The sequence below is a fragment of the Thalassovita gelatinovora genome (assembly GCF_001458355.1).
GTDB classification, from domain to species: domain Bacteria; phylum Pseudomonadota; class Alphaproteobacteria; order Rhodobacterales; family Rhodobacteraceae; genus Thalassobius; species Thalassobius gelatinovorus.
Genome location: NZ_CYSA01000025.1, coordinates 69,475 through 84,796, shown reverse-complemented (window position 1 = coordinate 84,796; position 15,322 = coordinate 69,475). Strand labels below are relative to the sequence as shown.

13 protein-coding genes are annotated in these 15,322 nt (G+C 57.2%); 5 read left to right on the top strand and 8 right to left on the bottom strand.

Features of this window, described 5'->3' with window-relative positions; all coding sequences use genetic code 11:
- Positions 1-92 precede the first annotated feature (92 nt).
- Both TG4357_RS12670 and TG4357_RS12665 read right to left on the bottom strand, forming a co-directional pair.
- Positions 93-737, bottom strand: a complete 645-nt coding sequence (locus TG4357_RS12670; protein ID WP_058263270.1) for a response regulator transcription factor — start codon at positions 735-737, stop codon at positions 93-95.
- Positions 734-2,179 (bottom strand): cache domain-containing protein, encoded by a 1,446-nt coding sequence (locus TG4357_RS12665; RefSeq protein WP_058263269.1) that lies wholly within the window; start codon positions 2,177-2,179, stop codon positions 734-736. The genes TG4357_RS12670 and TG4357_RS12665 overlap by 4 nt, the downstream gene beginning before the upstream one ends.
- 241 nt (positions 2,180-2,420) lie before the next feature.
- On the opposite strand from TG4357_RS12665, the gene TG4357_RS12660 reads away from it, so the two are divergent.
- From TG4357_RS12660 to TG4357_RS12650, 3 genes are all read left to right on the top strand, one after another.
- Positions 2,421-3,506, top strand: coding sequence for a TRAP transporter substrate-binding protein (locus TG4357_RS12660; protein ID WP_058263268.1), 1,086 nt, complete (start codon positions 2,421-2,423; stop codon positions 3,504-3,506).
- 98 nt (positions 3,507-3,604) lie between these two features.
- On the top strand, positions 3,605-4,540 hold the full coding sequence (locus TG4357_RS12655) for a TRAP transporter small permease subunit (RefSeq protein ID WP_058263267.1): 936 nt from the start codon (positions 3,605-3,607) through the stop codon (positions 4,538-4,540).
- A gap of 14 nt (positions 4,541-4,554) precedes the next feature.
- Positions 4,555-6,909, top strand: coding sequence for a TRAP transporter large permease (locus TG4357_RS12650; RefSeq protein WP_058263266.1), 2,355 nt, complete (start codon positions 4,555-4,557; stop codon positions 6,907-6,909).
- 149 nt (positions 6,910-7,058) lie between these two features.
- On the opposite strand, the gene TG4357_RS12645 is transcribed toward TG4357_RS12650, so the two are convergent.
- The 4 genes from TG4357_RS12645 to TG4357_RS12630 form a co-directional block, all read right to left on the bottom strand.
- Complete coding sequence (locus TG4357_RS12645) at positions 7,059-7,883, bottom strand: arginyltransferase (protein WP_058263265.1); 825 nt, start codon at positions 7,881-7,883, stop codon at positions 7,059-7,061.
- A gap of 118 nt (positions 7,884-8,001) precedes the next feature.
- Entirely contained in the window at positions 8,002-8,451 is a 450-nt protein-coding gene (locus TG4357_RS12640; protein WP_058263264.1) for an RDD family protein, read from the bottom strand.
- A gap of 63 nt (positions 8,452-8,514) precedes the next feature.
- A complete protein-coding gene (locus TG4357_RS12635; RefSeq protein ID WP_058263263.1) occupies positions 8,515-8,943 on the bottom strand; it encodes a DUF2852 domain-containing protein in 429 nt (142 codons plus the stop codon).
- A 102-nt stretch (positions 8,944-9,045) separates the two neighbouring features.
- Positions 9,046-9,519 carry a YbaK/EbsC family protein gene (locus TG4357_RS12630; RefSeq protein WP_058263262.1) on the bottom strand — a complete coding sequence of 158 codons (474 nt, stop codon included), beginning with the start codon at positions 9,517-9,519 and terminating at the stop codon, positions 9,046-9,048.
- 143 nt (positions 9,520-9,662) lie between these two features.
- Between TG4357_RS12630 and glnE the strand changes: the two genes are divergently transcribed.
- Together glnE and TG4357_RS12620 are read left to right on the top strand one after the other, a co-directional pair.
- On the top strand, positions 9,663-12,455 hold the full coding sequence (gene glnE / locus TG4357_RS12625) for a bifunctional [glutamate--ammonia ligase]-adenylyl-L-tyrosine phosphorylase/[glutamate--ammonia-ligase] adenylyltransferase (protein ID WP_058263261.1): 2,793 nt from the start codon (positions 9,663-9,665) through the stop codon (positions 12,453-12,455).
- On the top strand, positions 12,452-12,721 hold the full coding sequence (locus TG4357_RS12620; protein ID WP_058263260.1) for a hypothetical protein: 270 nt from the start codon (positions 12,452-12,454) through the stop codon (positions 12,719-12,721). Before glnE ends, TG4357_RS12620 begins: the two co-directional genes overlap by 4 nt.
- Before the next feature lie 6 nt (positions 12,722-12,727).
- On the opposite strand, the gene eda is transcribed toward TG4357_RS12620, so the two are convergent.
- Positions 12,728-13,366: a bifunctional 4-hydroxy-2-oxoglutarate aldolase/2-dehydro-3-deoxy-phosphogluconate aldolase gene (gene eda / locus TG4357_RS12615; RefSeq protein ID WP_058263259.1), complete on the bottom strand. Its 639-nt coding sequence runs from the start codon at positions 13,364-13,366 to the stop codon at positions 12,728-12,730.
- 10 nt (positions 13,367-13,376) lie between these two features.
- Positions 13,377-15,185, bottom strand: coding sequence for a phosphogluconate dehydratase (gene edd, locus TG4357_RS12610; RefSeq protein WP_058263258.1), 1,809 nt, complete (start codon positions 15,183-15,185; stop codon positions 13,377-13,379).
- Positions 15,186-15,322: the final 137 nt, after the last annotated feature.

Below are 15,322 nucleotides of genomic sequence, written 5' to 3'. Positions count from 1 at the left end.
GAGACGGATTTTTCTTTGCAAATATTTCGCGGGATGCCCGGGGGGCCAGATTGGAAGAGGTTGTCTACGGCCCGGCGCTGCGGTCGGCCCGATTATAGCCTGACGCTGGTGCCCTGAAGCACCCCGTGTTCCAGCGCATAGCGGGTCAACCCGGCGGTTGAAGATATGCCCAGCTTGCGCTTGATGTTCTTGCGGTGAGTTTCCACCGTACGCACCGAAATATCCAATACCGCAGCGACTTCCTTGTTCGACTTGCCCTGTGCCAGTTGCAACAGGATGGTCTGTTCCCGTCCGGTCAGTTGTTCACGAGACGTCCCGATAGGCGGGGCGAGAGACCCTTGTGCACCGGTACACAGATAGCGTTCGCCGCCGATCACGGTGTCGATGGCGGTTTTGATTTCCTCGGTCGGAACGTCCTTGAGGATATAGCCCATCGCGCCGTGGCTCAGGGCGGAACTGATATATTCCCGGCTGTCATGCATCGATAGGATCAGAACCTTGGTTTCCGGGCAGCGTTCCAGAATGATTTCGGTCGCGGTCAGCCCGCCGATGTCGGGCATGTTGAGATCCATCAACACCACGTCGGGGCGCAGCGTTTCGACTGCATTGATGATGTCGCGGCCTTTGAAGAAGGCACCGACGACTTCGATATCGTCATAGGCTTCCAGAATCGACTGGATGCCTTCGGCGATCATCGGATGGTCATCGACAATGGCGACTCTGACGGGGTTTGTCATTTCGCGGCTTTCTTACGTGATATGCCCATCTGGTCGGGGGGCAGAAGGTGGCTGAGCGGAACCACTGCTTCGATCAGGGTGCCATCGCGGTTTGACTGGATTTTAAGGGTTCCGTCCAGCTGTTCAATCCGTTCTTGCATATTGCGCAATCCCAGCCCCCCCGATGGTTCGCCCGGTTCTGAACGGGGGCCGGCACCGGGAAGGCCGCACCCATTGTCGCTGATCCGCAGTGTCGCGCCATTGCGGTGGCCGCGCAGATCGACGGTGACTTCGCTGGCTCCGGCATGGCGTTCGACATTGGTCAGAGCCTCTTGCGCGATGCGGTAAAGCGCGATCTTGCTGTCTTCGTCCAGCCGATTGCGGAACACGACGGTGTTGAATTCGACCTTGATGTTGGTGCGGATACTGAAATCTTCGGTCAGCGCTTTGATCGCAGGGCCGAGCCCGAGATCGTCGAGAACGCCGGGGCGCAGGTCGCGGCTGATCCGGCGCACTTCTTGTATTGCACCGGACAGATGATCAATGTTCTTGTCCAGCGTTTGGCCCGCTCTTGCATCGTCATTTTGGAACTGTCGGCGTGCGATTTCCAACCCATAGCGGGTGCCGACCAGAATCTGGCTGATACCATCATGCAATTCACGCGCAACCCGCCCGCGTTCTTCTTCTTGCGCGTCGAAAACCCGCTGGGTCAGCTTCTTGAGCTTGGCGTCGGCCAGTCGACGTTCCCTGATATTGATAACCATGCCAGAAAAGAACACTGAAAGCAGCGCGGTCAGCGTAATACCGATGATATAGTAGAAGGTGCGCCGCACCCGCGCCTCAACCTCGGCGCGCGAGGCGGCAACTTGGGTCAAAACATCGTCGATAAAGACGCCGGTGCCCACCGCCCATTGCCAGTCCTGAAGGCCCAGCACATAGGTAATCATGCGGGCTTCTTCATTGGTAGATGGTTTGGGCCAGAGATGTTCGTGCCACCCGGCCCCGTGCCGGGCGATGCGGATGAACGCATCTACGGTCGGGGTGCCTTCGCTGTCGGTCAGGCCAATCCAGTTGCGATTGATGAATTCGGTCTGGCGCGGCGATACTAGATTGTTGCCGTCATAGTCGTAAACGAAGAAGAACCCCTCGTCACCATAGATCATCGCGGCGAGAATCTGTAACACACGCTCTTTGGAGCGTTCGTCATCCGGCGCGGCGGGGCCATAGATGAAATAGAACGCGTTGCGCGCTTGGGTGACATAATTACGCAGTTCCTCTTTTTTCGCCTCGATCAGTTTATTTTCCAGCGCATGTATCTCGCTTTCTGCCAGTTGCCGGGCTTGGCCGGCTACTAAGACGGAAATTGCAGTAGCGGCCAACAACAGAGGCACAGAGGCCAGAAGAAAGATCTTCTGACCATAGCTGGGGGTGAAGTGATGGAGGTGGTCACGCAGGCGACTCATCCGAGGATAATTGCCTGTTGCGACGAGGGAAGCAATGGCTTGCTGCTCCGCAGCGAAGTCTCAGTCTTTTTGTTGATCGCTTGAATATTTTCCGTTTTGGCCGCTTGTGCCAAAATTATTAGCATCGACTACGTACAACTTGGTATTCCGTTCCGTCATTTGAGCGGCTAACGTACGGCCACTTTCCCTGCGCCTCGGTGCCGGGGTTGGAGGATACATTCGAATGGGAGGAAAAACCGATATGGATCGTCGTTCTTTTTTGAGGACTTCTGCACTTGGCGGCTCAGCCGCAGCGGCAACCGCACTGGCCGCACCCGCTTATGCCCAAGGCAAGCGGACTTTGACCATGGTCTCAACTTGGGGCCGGGGCTTGGCAGGTGTGCATGACAGCGCCCAGTATTGCGCTGACCGTATTACTGAGATGACAGATGGCCAGTTGACCGTCGAACTCAAGGCTGCCGGTGAATTGGTGGGCGCGTTTGAAGTGTTTGACGCGGTTTCGGCCGGTCAAGCAGACATGTACCACGGCGTCGACTACTATTTCCTCGGCCAACACCCGGCGCTGTCGTTCTTCAGCCAAGTTCCGTTCGGGATGACCTTCCAAGAATATAACAACTGGTATTATCATGGTGGCGGCATGGACTTGGCCGACCAATTGTACGGCATTTTCGGTCTCAAGTCTTTCGCTGCCGGCAGCACCGGACCGCAGTCGGGTGGTTGGTTTAACAAGGAAATCAACGGTCCCGAGGATTTCCAAGGTCTGAAATTTCGGATGCCGGGCCAAGGTGGCCAGGTGCTGGGCAAACTGGGTGCGAGCGTGCAGAACATTCCCGGTGCCGAAGTTTACCAAGCGCTGTCTTCGGGTGCGATCGACGGCACCGAGTGGATCGGTCCGTGGGCCGACGAAAAGGCCGGTTTCCAGGAAATCACCAAGTTCTACTATACCGCTGGTTTCCATGAGCCGGGTCCGATCTTGAGCCTGACGACCAATCTCGACGTATTCGAGAGCCTGACGCCGGGGCAAAAGGCCGTGGTTGAAGAGACAGGCAAGGCATCGAGCATGTGGACTATGGCACTGTTCATGGCCAATAACGCTGCAGCGCTTCAGCGTCTGCAGGCCGGTGGCGTGAAGGTTCTGGAATTCTCCGATTCGATCTGGGATGCGTTCGGAGCCGCCGCGAAAGAAGTCGTCGAAGCTCCGATGGGCGACGATTTGTACAAAGAATGCTACGACAGCTATATGGCGTCGATGGCTGCTTCCGCTGGCTGGATCAGCCGCTCGGAAGGTACATATTCGGCCCAGCGTAACCGCGTTCTGGGCGGCTAATCGCAGGACTTAAAAACTGGGGGCTCCTGTCGTTCAGGAGCCCTTTCTGGTGTCTTAGCGCCAAGCGAAATCCCTACAAAGGGAAAACGGGGGGAATCATGCAGGAAGAAAGCTCTGTCACTCTCGGACAGGCCCTGGGTGCATTAGGTGATGGCGTGATCTGGTTGTTTCAGAACATCCTCATGTCGTTTTATAATTTCGGTTACGCGGTCTCGCATCCGAAGCTCTGGCTGGACTGGTCCGACAAAGAAGCGATTATGCGCTTTGTCTATTACGGAGGGTCGATCGAGTTCTTTTTCGTCGTCTTTACTCTGTTCTCGATTCTTACCATCGTTGGGTTGTGGAATACACGCATACTCTGGGCAGTGGTGCGCGGGCTGGAAGGGTTTGCCAACACGGTTGGACGGTTCTTTGCTTGGGCTGGTCTGCTCATGATGCTGCAGCAGGTTGTCATTGTGTTCGTGCAGCGTATCTTTGCCAGTCCGAACCTGACGTTCGGTTTTGGCCTCGCTTTCGATAGAGATATCAGTTGGTTTTCTGAGGAACTGAAACTTTACAACGCGCTGGTTGTGACACTTTGCGCGACTTACACCTTCGTCCAAGGCGGTCATGTCCGGGTGGATCTGATTTATGCCGGTGTTAAGTTCCGCACCAAAAAGGTGATCGACATGTTCGGCGCTCTGTTCTTCATGATGCCGATGGCGGTCCTGATTTGGATGTATGGCTGGTTCTTCTTGTGGCGGCACTTGATTGTTCCGAAACCTTCGGCCAGCGATCATCTCGAGCGGTTGTTGATGAAATCTCGAGCCTTGCGTTGGAACGTTGAAACCATCGGTTTCAGCCCGAACGGATTCAACGGATATTTTCTGTTCAAGATCTTGCTCTGCGGTTTTGCAGCGATGGTTTTCATCCAAGCTATCGCGCTACTGTACCGATCCTATATGGAATTTCGTGAAGGTGCAGAAAGCGAAAAGAAGTACCTCGACAAAGATTCGCTTGGCGAGGGTGAAGAAGCCTACGAAGGCACGCATTAAAAGGGCAGTGAACAATGCTATTTGGACTTGATGGGGTCGAAATCGGCCTGATTATCGTCTTTTTCTGCCTCTTCGGGGGCATTCTTTCGGGATTTCCAGTGGCCTTTGCCATTGGTGGCGCCGGGATCATCGCGTTCGGGATTATCGCCGCGCTGGACAGTGCGGGACTTTTGGTACATCAAGCCATAGATACTGGTTCTGCCATGTATCAGAACCTAGTCAGTTCCGGTGTCAAACCCGATTCAATTTCGATCTTCCGATACCCGGACTTACCACGGGTGGCAGAATCGGTTTTCCCTGGCGGATGGGAAACCGCGATGGACCGGAATGTGTCTTTCGTTGTGAACCGCATGAACGAACGGGTGCTGGCGGGCCAGTCTATCGAAACGCTGCTGGCGGTACTGATGTTCGTGCTGATGGGCATTACATTGGAACGCTCGAAGATCGCCAACGATCTGCTGACGACAATGGCGCGGGTCTTCGGTCCGCTGCCGGGCGGGTTGGCCGTATCGGTGGTGGTCGTGGGCGCATTTCTGGCGGCATCGACCGGGATCGTGGGGGCTACCGTTGTCACAATGGGTCTGTTGTCGCTGCCCACCATGCTGCGGCACAATTATTCACCCGAGATCGCCACCGGCGTGATCGCGGCAAGCGGCACCTTGGGGCAGATCATTCCGCCTTCAATCGTGATCGTTCTGCTGGGCACGCTGGCAGGTGATCTATATTCGACGGCGCAGGAAGCACGGGCGCAGTCGGCGGGATGTAGCGATGCTTTGACTTATCTGGGCGAACCGGCCGTGGTGTCGGTTGGCACACTATTCCAAGCTGCACTATTGCCTGGCATTCTGTTGGCGCTGCTTTATGCACTTTATGCCTTTGGTTATGCGTTGATGAATCCGTCAAAAGCACCGGCGGTGGAAATGGGAGCAAGCAGTGGTGAGCCGATTTCGCGCCGTGAAGGCCTTACGTGGTTCCTCGGGGTTCCGATTGCACTGATCGGCGGGGCCTTCCTGTTGGGGTCGGTTGGGATTATCGGTAGCCAAAACCTGCATGTGGACAGCTTTACCGATGTTGGTGCCAATGCATCGTTGCGCACCAATGTCGATGACGAATGCAAAGCGTCGATGATTGAACTGCACGGGCAAGAGGCTTGGGATGCCGCAATTGCGCAGCAGGTAGCAATCGACGATGCAGGCGGGGTCAAAGAGAGCCGCAAACTCAGCCAGGAAGAAATCGCAGAACGCGTTGCGGCCAAGGCCGAAGCTGCGGCTCCGATCGGCGTCGGCGTGGCGGTCTTGCTGCTGCTGCTGTCTGTCACATTGGCATGGGCACGTGGCACCAGTCCTTCGTCCGATCCGCGCCCGCTGATCATCGGCGCGATTGGCGTGATCTTGGCGGTGATCGCAGATATCGTCCTGATCGCTCCGACAAGCAGTTCCGGGGTAACGGTTCTGTGGTTGCTGATCCCTCTTGCGATCACGCTATATGGCTGCAAAGAAGCGGCCATACGGCTGACCAAGAACGAACTGATCCGGGTGGTTTTCCCACCGCTGGTTCTAATCGTTGCGGTGCTGGGATCGATCTTGGGCGGTATCACCAACCCGACGCCGGCTGCGGCGCTTGGAGCGGGCGGTGCCCTCATGCTGGCTGCGTACCGCAAACTGCGGGAAGAAGACAAATCCGGCAAGGTTGTGATATGGTCCACTTTCGCGGTGATCATCTCCATTCTTGTTGGCGTCAACTTCGATCTCCGGATCAACCAACCGGAAGTCAGCTTCGAAAGCTGGGTAGCGTTTTTCGTCGCCTATGCTACCTATCTCTATGCGGCCTTTGGTCTGTTCTACAGTTGTTGGACACTGTTCCGCTCGGGTGTTCTGACCCCTGTGGTACGAGAAACGGCCAAGGTGACCTCGATGGTGTTCACCATCCTGATCGGGTCGCAACTGTTGAACTTGGTGGTGATCTCCTTCGGAGGTGAAGACTATATCCAGCAGTTCCTGAAAAGCTTCGACAACGAATTCACGGTCTTCCTGATCGTGATGTTGGTGCTCTTCATCCTTGGCTTCGTACTCGATTTCCTGGAAATCATCTATATCGTGATCCCGATCGTTGGGCCGGTCATCTATGGCGGTACGTTCGATCCCAAATGGGTGACGATCATGATCGCGGTGAACCTTCAGACCTCGTTCCTGACGCCGCCATTCGGTTTCGCGCTGTTCTATCTGCGCGGGGTCGCCCCGGCGAGCGTTACAACGGGCCATATCTATCGCGGAATCATTCCTTTCGTGTTGATTCAGGTCCTTGGTTTGGGGATCTTGTGGTTCTTCCCGTCGATCGTGACGATTGTGCCGGCGCTGATCCCGAATTGATCTGCTGACAGCTTTAGCAAACAGAAAAGCCGCCCCGTTCGGGGCGGCTTTTTTCACTTGCGCTTGTGATTTTCATCGGGGTGTCAGCCACAGTTGAGCCCCCCGGGCGATCCTGCACCGGTGATACACAACTCCCATAACACCGTTGTTCAGCGCTTCACTGGTTGGCTGAGATCTGGAAGTGAGATATTCGCGACTTGTTCGGCAATCGGATCGGTCGACAGCGGATGCAGTTCGGACGAATAAGCCTCTTCGCCTTGGAACGCTTCCCAGCGACCGGCCTTGAAGACTTCCAACCCGGAAAAACGGGATTTGTAGCCCATCTTGCCGCTGCTTTGCACCCAATAGCCCAGATAGACATAAGGCAGCCCGGATTCGCGGGCAATTTCGATATGGTCGAGGATCACATAAGTGCCCAGACTGTCGCGCTGGCGCTTGGGATCATAGAACGAATAGACCATGCTGGTGCCGTCGGCCAAAAGGTCGGTCAGGCAAACAGCGGCCAGCTTGCCGGTGTCGCTGTCGACATATTCCACCACCCGGGTGCGGATCGGTGTTTCTTCGACCATGGCGGCAAATTCGAATACATCCATATCGGCCATGCCACCATCGGCATGGCGGCTGTCGAGATAGCGGCGAAACAGATCGTATTGTTCTTCGGTGGCCCAAGGCGAAGTCGCCCGGCGCACGAGGTTGGCATTGCGTTTCCTAGTGCGGCGCTGGCTTTTGTTTGGCTGGAACCCATCGACCCTGATCCGTGCTGACAGGCAGGCCGCGCAATCGGTGCAGGACGGGCGATAAAGCACGTTCTGTGACCGGCGGAATCCCTGCTGAGACAGGCTGTCATTCAGCAGATTCGCAGCGTCCCCCTGCAAAGCGGTGAACAGTTTGCGTTCCATCCGGTCGGCCAGATAGGGGCAAGGTTGTGGCGCGGTCACATAAAATTGTGGGGCAAGAGGTAAAGTATGTCGCATGGTGTCCAATTACTGAAATCGGAACAAAGATATCAGCCAACGGCCACTGCGCCAAGAGTCGATGTTTTGACATTCGAAAACCGGGGAGCCCCAATAAATCGCCCCCGATTTCAGGGCTTTAGCGCCGGGCTTCCTTATTCAGCGCAACCGTGCCGAGCACATTATCGCTCAGACCCTGACCGCGTTCGGTCGTGGCCATCAGGACAACCGAAATAACCTGTAGGATCGGGATCGCAAAGGAAACGCTTAGGCCCAGCGTATGAAGGAACGCCAGCGACAGGTTGAAACGCCGACCATGCTGGTCGCGAAATTCGATCGCGGTCAGCCGCATTCCCAATGTTGCCGACCCGTTTGTAAGGGTGATAACGCGATAGGCAAAACCAACGACAAACATCAAAAACGGGAAGAAAAAGATCCCTGTGAAAACCGTAAAAGGCAAGATCGCAAGGCATATCAGCACGATCAGCACTGTGTCGACCAAGAAGGCGATCAAGCGTTTCATCGTCACATCGTCATAAAATTCAGGCTGGGTGCGGGGGTCGGGCAAATGCCAGTCAACCTGACTCATCTCAGTATCCTTTCATGAATAATCGGTCCGGGCGCTGACCGGACCGATCCTCGGGGATGTGGATTATGCGTCTTCTTCTTTGCGGCCCTCTGCGGCGGTCTTGGCGCGTTCATCCATGAATTCGTCGAACTCGGCCTTGTCTTTGGCGTCGCGCAGACGCTGAAGAAAGGCTTCGAAATCGTCCTGTTCATGTTCCAGTCGGCGCAGGGTGTCGGTCTTGTAGGCATCAAAAGCGGTGTTGCCGCTTGATTTCATCGCGTGAAACCCATGCTGCGTGCGGTGGGCGCGGTGTCTACAGTTTTTGCCGAACATCTGTTTGCTCCATATCATGTAAAAGAGAAGGGCAAGGCCAACAGGCCAGAAAAATACAAAGCCAAGGACCATGGCTGCGATCCAAGCGCCCTTGCCCTTGCTATCAAGCCAGGCCTCGGATTTGGACAACCACGACATGCGTGCTTGCGGCGTGGAAGAATAGGCGGCGGCGGGTGTCATTAATCTCTCCATCGTTATGTCTATGTGAATGTCTTTCACATTAAATAGATTGGCACCTTGGGAAGATATTGCAAGACGAGATGTAAAAGAAATTTACATTATTTAATATTGTGAAGTGAAATCAGCAACTTGTGACCCAGTTAAGCGCGGTAGTTCAGTTGATTGGAGTTCAAAAATATGGTGTGGCGTGCCCGCTGCGGCCCAGATCGTATCATAGTCCAGCAGCCGCGGATCAAGGAAAGCGCGGATCGGGTTGAGGTGCCCGACCGGTGCGACGCCGCCGATGGCAAAGCCGGTTTGGGCTCGGATCAGCGCCGCATCCGCCTTACCCAATGTTTCGCCCGCCACCGCGCTGGCTTTGGCGGTGTCGACCTGATTCCCGCCCGCGGTCAGGAACAGGATCGCCGCGCCGCTGGATTCGCCTTTGAAAATCATAGATTTGGCAATCTGGTCCAGATCACATCCGGCCACATCCGCAGCTTGTTGCGCGGTGCGCGCCAATCCCAGTTCCTTGATCTCGGCTTCGATACCGGCGTCTTCCAACGCTTTTTTCACGCGTTTGAGGCTTTTGCTCATTGAGGGGCCTTTCAGTGGATGGTTTGTCTCAAGCGATAGCGCAGATGGACACGAGCGGCTAGCCCGGTCAGGCGGCCATAATTCGACCGTCAAATTGATCCGCGTCATTGACCCGCACGGGCACGACGATACAACTTGCGACTATGAATTTCACATCCCGAATGACTCAACAGCCCATCGCCTTCGATCCCGAACTCGGAAACGAAGTGCTTGACCTGTTTCCCGACCAGCCGCCCGAACTGTCCGAGCTTTTGAGCGGGGTTGCCGGATGCAGCCCTTACCTCAAATCGCTGATGGAAAAGGAACGCGATTGGATCTTGCCCGCGTTCGACGCGCCAGAAGGCGCGGTCGATAGCTTGTTCGCCCAATTGAGGGACTGCCCGCCGGATCAACTGTCCAACGCATTGCGTCAAGCCAAAAGGCGCATCGCTTTGCTGACCGGGCTGGCCGATTGCGGCGGGGTCTGGACGCTTGAACAGGTCACCGGCACCCTGACCCGGTTGGCCGATACAGCTTGCCAATTGGCGTTGCAGGCTGCGGTGGCGGCAGAAATCAAACGCGGAAAACTGCCCGGCGCAACCGAAGACGATATCGAAACCGCCGGTCATATGGCAGTGTTTGCGATGGGCAAGATGGGGGCGTATGAACTGAACTATTCGTCGGATATTGACCTGATCTGTCTGTTCGACGAAAGCCGCTATGACCGTGCGGACTATCATGAGGCGCGTTCATCCTTGGTGCGGGCAACGCGGAAAATGGCCGCCATGCTGTCGGATCTGACCGCCGAAGGGTATGTTTTCCGCACCGATCTGCGGCTTCGTCCTGATCCGTCCGTCACCCCGGTCTGCATGGCGATGGCTGCGGCGGAAAACTACTACGAAAGCGTCGGTCGCACATGGGAACGCGCCGCTTATATCAAGGCGCGCCCGGCAGCGGGTGACATCGCGGCAGGGGGGGCGTTTCTGAAAACCTTGCGCCCCTTCGTTTGGCGCAAACATCTGGATTTTGCCGCGATTCAGGATGCCCATGACATGCGTTTGCGTATCCGCGAACACAAAGGTCTGGGCGGCAAGCTGGACCTATATGGCCACAACATGAAACTTGGCCGTGGCGGTATCCGGGAAATTGAATTTTTCACCCAAACCCGGCAGTTGATCGCGGGCGGGCGCGATTCCGATTTGCAAGTGCGCGGCACGGTCGAGGGGCTGGGGGTGCTGTCCGAAAAGGGATGGATCGGCACGGACGCGGCCGAAAAACTGACCGATCATTACCGCTTCCACCGTCAGGTCGAACATCGGATCCAGATGGTCAATGATGCCCAGACACACGCTTTGCCGAACAGCTCCGAAGGGATGCAGCGCATCGCTTGTTTCCTGGGTCGCGATCTGGATGACTTGAAAACCGATCTGCGCCGGCGGCTGGAACAGGTGCATGATTTGACCGAAGGCTTTTTTGCCCCCGATGCCGCGCCGTCAACCGAAACCTTGGATGTGGACCCGGCGAACCGTGAAATGGTGCGGCGCTGGCGCAGCTATCCGGCATTGCGGTCGTCGCGGGCCGTGGAAATCTTTGACCGGATAACGCCGCGCCTGTTTCAGCAACTGGCACGCGCCGCCAAACCCGATGAAGCGTTGCTTGCGATGGATGGATTTCTGGCCGGGCTGCCTGCCGGTGTGCAATTGCTATCGCTGTTCGAAGCCAACCCGCAATTGATCGACCTTTTGGTCGATATCGCCGGGACCGCGCCGCGATTGGCGGTGTTTTTGTCGCGCAATTCGTCGGTTTTTGACGCGGTGATCGGTGGCGATTTCTTTGCCGACTGGCCGGGGCAGGCGCGGCTGCGCGATGATCTGTCTGACCAACTGAGTGCAGAGCCGGATTATGAACGTAAACTCGACCTGGCCCGGCGATGGGCCAAGGAATGGCATTTCCGGATCGGAGTGCATCACCTGCGCGGCTTGATCGATGCTGACGGCGCGGCGGGGCAATATGCCGACCTGGCCGAGGCAGTTCTGGCCGCGCTCTGGCCTGAAGTGGTGGCGCAATTTGCCCTGAAACACGGGGCATGCCCGGGGCGCGGTGCGATGGTTCTGGGCATGGGGTCGCTCGGGGCGCGGCGGCTGAACGCCACTTCGGATCTCGATCTTATCGTGATCTACGATGCCGATGGGGTGGAAAGTTCCGATGGTCGCCGTCCGCTGTCCACACGGGCCTATTATGCAAGGTTGACTCAAGCGATGGTCACCGCCGTTACCGCCTTGCTGCCAGAAGGGCGGCTTTATGAAATCGACATGCGGCTCAGGCCCTCGGGCACACAAGGACCGGTTGCCACCAGTTTGGCCAGTTTCCGCGATTATCAGCTGACCGCAGCCTGGACCTGGGAACATTTGGCGCTGACTCGTGCCCGTGCCGTTGCCGGTGACCCGGAGGTCGCAAATGATGTGGAAGAGGTGCGGCGCGAGGTTTTAACCTCGCCGCATGAGGTTGCCAAGGTAATTGCAGATATGGCCGACATGCGTGGCAAGATCGCGGCGGCGAAAGCCCCTGCGGGTCCGTGGGAAGCCAAGCTTGGTTCGGGCCGGTTGCAGGATATTGAACTGATCGCGCAAGCCAGCGCGGTGATCTTTGGCACCTGCGCCCAATCCGTGCCCGAATCGTTGAAAGATGCGGTGCGTGGCGGTTGGCTAACGGAAAACGAAAGCGATGCGTTGATCGCGTCTTATCAACTATGTTGGAAATTGCAGATGGTGTCGAAACTGTTAAGTGACAAACCGCTTGATCCCGACATGATAGGGCAGGGCGGGTGTGCTATGCTGTTGCGTGAAACCGATGCGCCGGATGTCGATACCTTGCTGGCCGATCTACAAGGCAAATCCGCTGCTGCGGGTGCGATCATTGACGCGGCGCTGGCGCGCGACCTGTCGGTTTCGGTATGACGCGGGATCTGTTGGATCCAAAGGGATTGATCCGGGAAAGTTTCCGGATCGACGGGATTGCAGAACCTGAATGCCGATCGGTCTTCCTCGATTGGGCGCTTAGCCTGCCCGATGGGACCGATAATCAGGAAGCGCTGAAACACCTGATCACGCGCTATGCGCAGCAGCCTGTCGATCACCCGATGATGATGGTGCTGCGCGAAGGGCTGGGGCAGATGGCTGGCCCGAAACGCCGCGGCGGCTGGCGTGCGCGGCGCGGACGTTAATCGGGTTTAGCGCAACTGGCTGGCTGCGGCGGCCAAATCGGTGATCCCCGCCCATTTTCCTGCCTGAACCAGATCCTTGGGCGCGACCCAGCTGCCGCCGACGCAGGCTACATTCGGCAATGCCAGATAGTCGTGCGCATTGTCATGGCCAATCCCACCGGTCGGGCAGAACAGAATTTGCGGCAAGGGAGAGGCAAGCGCTTTCAACATTGCGGCCCCGCCCGATGCTTCGGCAGGGAAAAATTTCTGGGTGCTGTATCCACGTTCCAGCAGCATCATCGCTTCAGTGGCTGTGGCCGCCCCGGGCAGGATCGGCAGGCCGATGTCTTCGCAGGCCGACAACAACCTGTCGGTCGCGCCGGGCGAGACCGCGAATTCTGCCCCCGCCGCCTTGGCATTTTCGGCGTCTTCCGGTGTGAGCACAGTTCCTGCACCGACGATCCCGCCGGTGACTTGCGACATTTCCCGGATCACCGACAACGCGACCGGGGTGCGCAACGTGACCTCAAGAACCGTCAGGCCGCCAGAAACCAGCGCTGCGGCAAGCGGTTGCGCTGTGTCCAGATCGTCCACCACCAGCACCGGAATGACCGGGGCGCGATGGCATAGGGATTCGGTGAAACTGCTGGCATCTTGGGGGGTCATGTGCGCGGTCCTAAACAATCACTGCCGCGCCATCGGTGGCGAGGCCCACGTTTTCGCGGAAGGTTTCGAATAATTCACGGCCAATGCCGTGGCTATTTCCGCTTAGATCGGGATGAACGGCGTCGCGCGTGGCGAAATCTTCGGTCAGGTTTTCCAAAATCCCGGTCACGGCATCGACCCGGATCACATCGCCATCACGCACCCGCGCCAACGGACCGCCTGCCATTGCTTCGGGACTGATATGGATGGCTGCGGGGACCTTGCCCGACGCGCCCGACATCCTTCCGTCGGTGACCAGTGCAACCTTGATACCGCGATCCTGCAATACCGCCAATGTCGGTGTCAGCCCGTGAAGTTCCGGCATGCCATTGGCCTTAGGGCCTTGGAATCGCACCACCACCACGGTGTCCGAGGTAAACTCACCTGCCTTGAACGCATCCTTTACTGCCTCTTGGGTGTGGAATACCCGCGCGGGTGCTTCGATCACCCGCTGTTCGGGGGCAACTGCAGACACTTTCATGATGCCGTGGCCAAGATTGCCTTTGAGCTGTTGCAAACCACCGCTGGACTGAAACGCCTGATCAACCGGGCGCAGGATCTTGTCGTTCAGACTGTCACGCGGCCCGGGTTCGTAAACAACGCGACCGTTTTTCAGCTTGGGGTCGTGCGTGTAGCGGTCCAGCCCGTCACCGGCCACGGTGCAGACATCTTCGTGCAGTAACCCGGCCCGCAGCAATTGCCCGATCATGAAACCCAGACCACCCGCCGCATGGAAATGGTTCACATCGGCCAGACCGTTGGGATAAACCTTGGCCAACAAGGGCGTCACTTTACTGATATCGTTGAAATCCTCCAGACTCAGCTGGATTCCCGCTGCTCGCGCCATGGCAGGCAGATGCAGCACCAGATTGGTCGACCCGCCGGTCGCCATCAATCCGACAATGCCATTGACGAAGGCGCGTTCATCCAGAACCTGTGAAACCGGACGATAATCATTGCCCAACCCAGTGATTTCCAGCGCCCGCTGCGTCCCCGCCACCGTCAGCGCATCGCGCAGTGGTGTGCCCGGATTGACGAAACTAGACCCCGGCAAATGCAGCCCCATGAATTCCATCAACATCTGGTTGGAATTGGCTGTGCCATAGAAAGTACAGGTGCCCGGTCCGTGATAAGAGGCCATTTCGGCCTCCATCAGTTTGTCACGACCGACTTCGCCGGTGGCAAAAAGCTGGCGCACCTTGGCCTTTTCGTCATTGGGCAACCCGCTGGTCATCGGACCGGCAGGCAGGAAAATTCCCGGCAGATAGCCGAACGTCGCCGCCGCAATCACCAGACCGGGCACGATCTTGTCGCAGACGCCAAGGTAAATGGCGGCATCAAACGTGTTATGCGACAGTGCAATGCCCGCGGCCAGCGCGATCACGTCGCGCGAAAACAACGACAGTTCCATACCGATCTGGCCCTGGGTCACGCCGTCGCACATCGCCGGTACACCACCAGCGACCTGTGCGGTGGCTCCGGCTTGGCGGGCGGTATCGCGGATCAGGGCAGGGAAGCGTTCGAACGGCTGATGCGCAGATAAAATATCGTTATAGGCGGTCACAATGCCCAAATTGGGAGCCCGCGCCGAAATTAGCGTCGGTTGATCGGTCCCCATCGCGGCATAGGCGTGGGCCTGATTGCCACAGGTCAGATGCGCCCGGCGCGGTCCGTCTTCTGCAGCTTGCTGCATCCGGTTCAGGTAAGTGGATCGACTTTCATGGCTTCTTTCGCGAATCCGGTCGGTGACTTGTGAAATGACTTCGTTGAGCTGCGACATAGAGAACATCTCCGCTACTTGAGGATTCTATACTTCGTTAGCGGTAACATGGCAAGGGTGCGATATTATCGGACTGTCCGACGCGGGCGGCGGCGGCAGTCCGGTTTAGAAAAATCAGTGATGTTGGTACTCTAGCA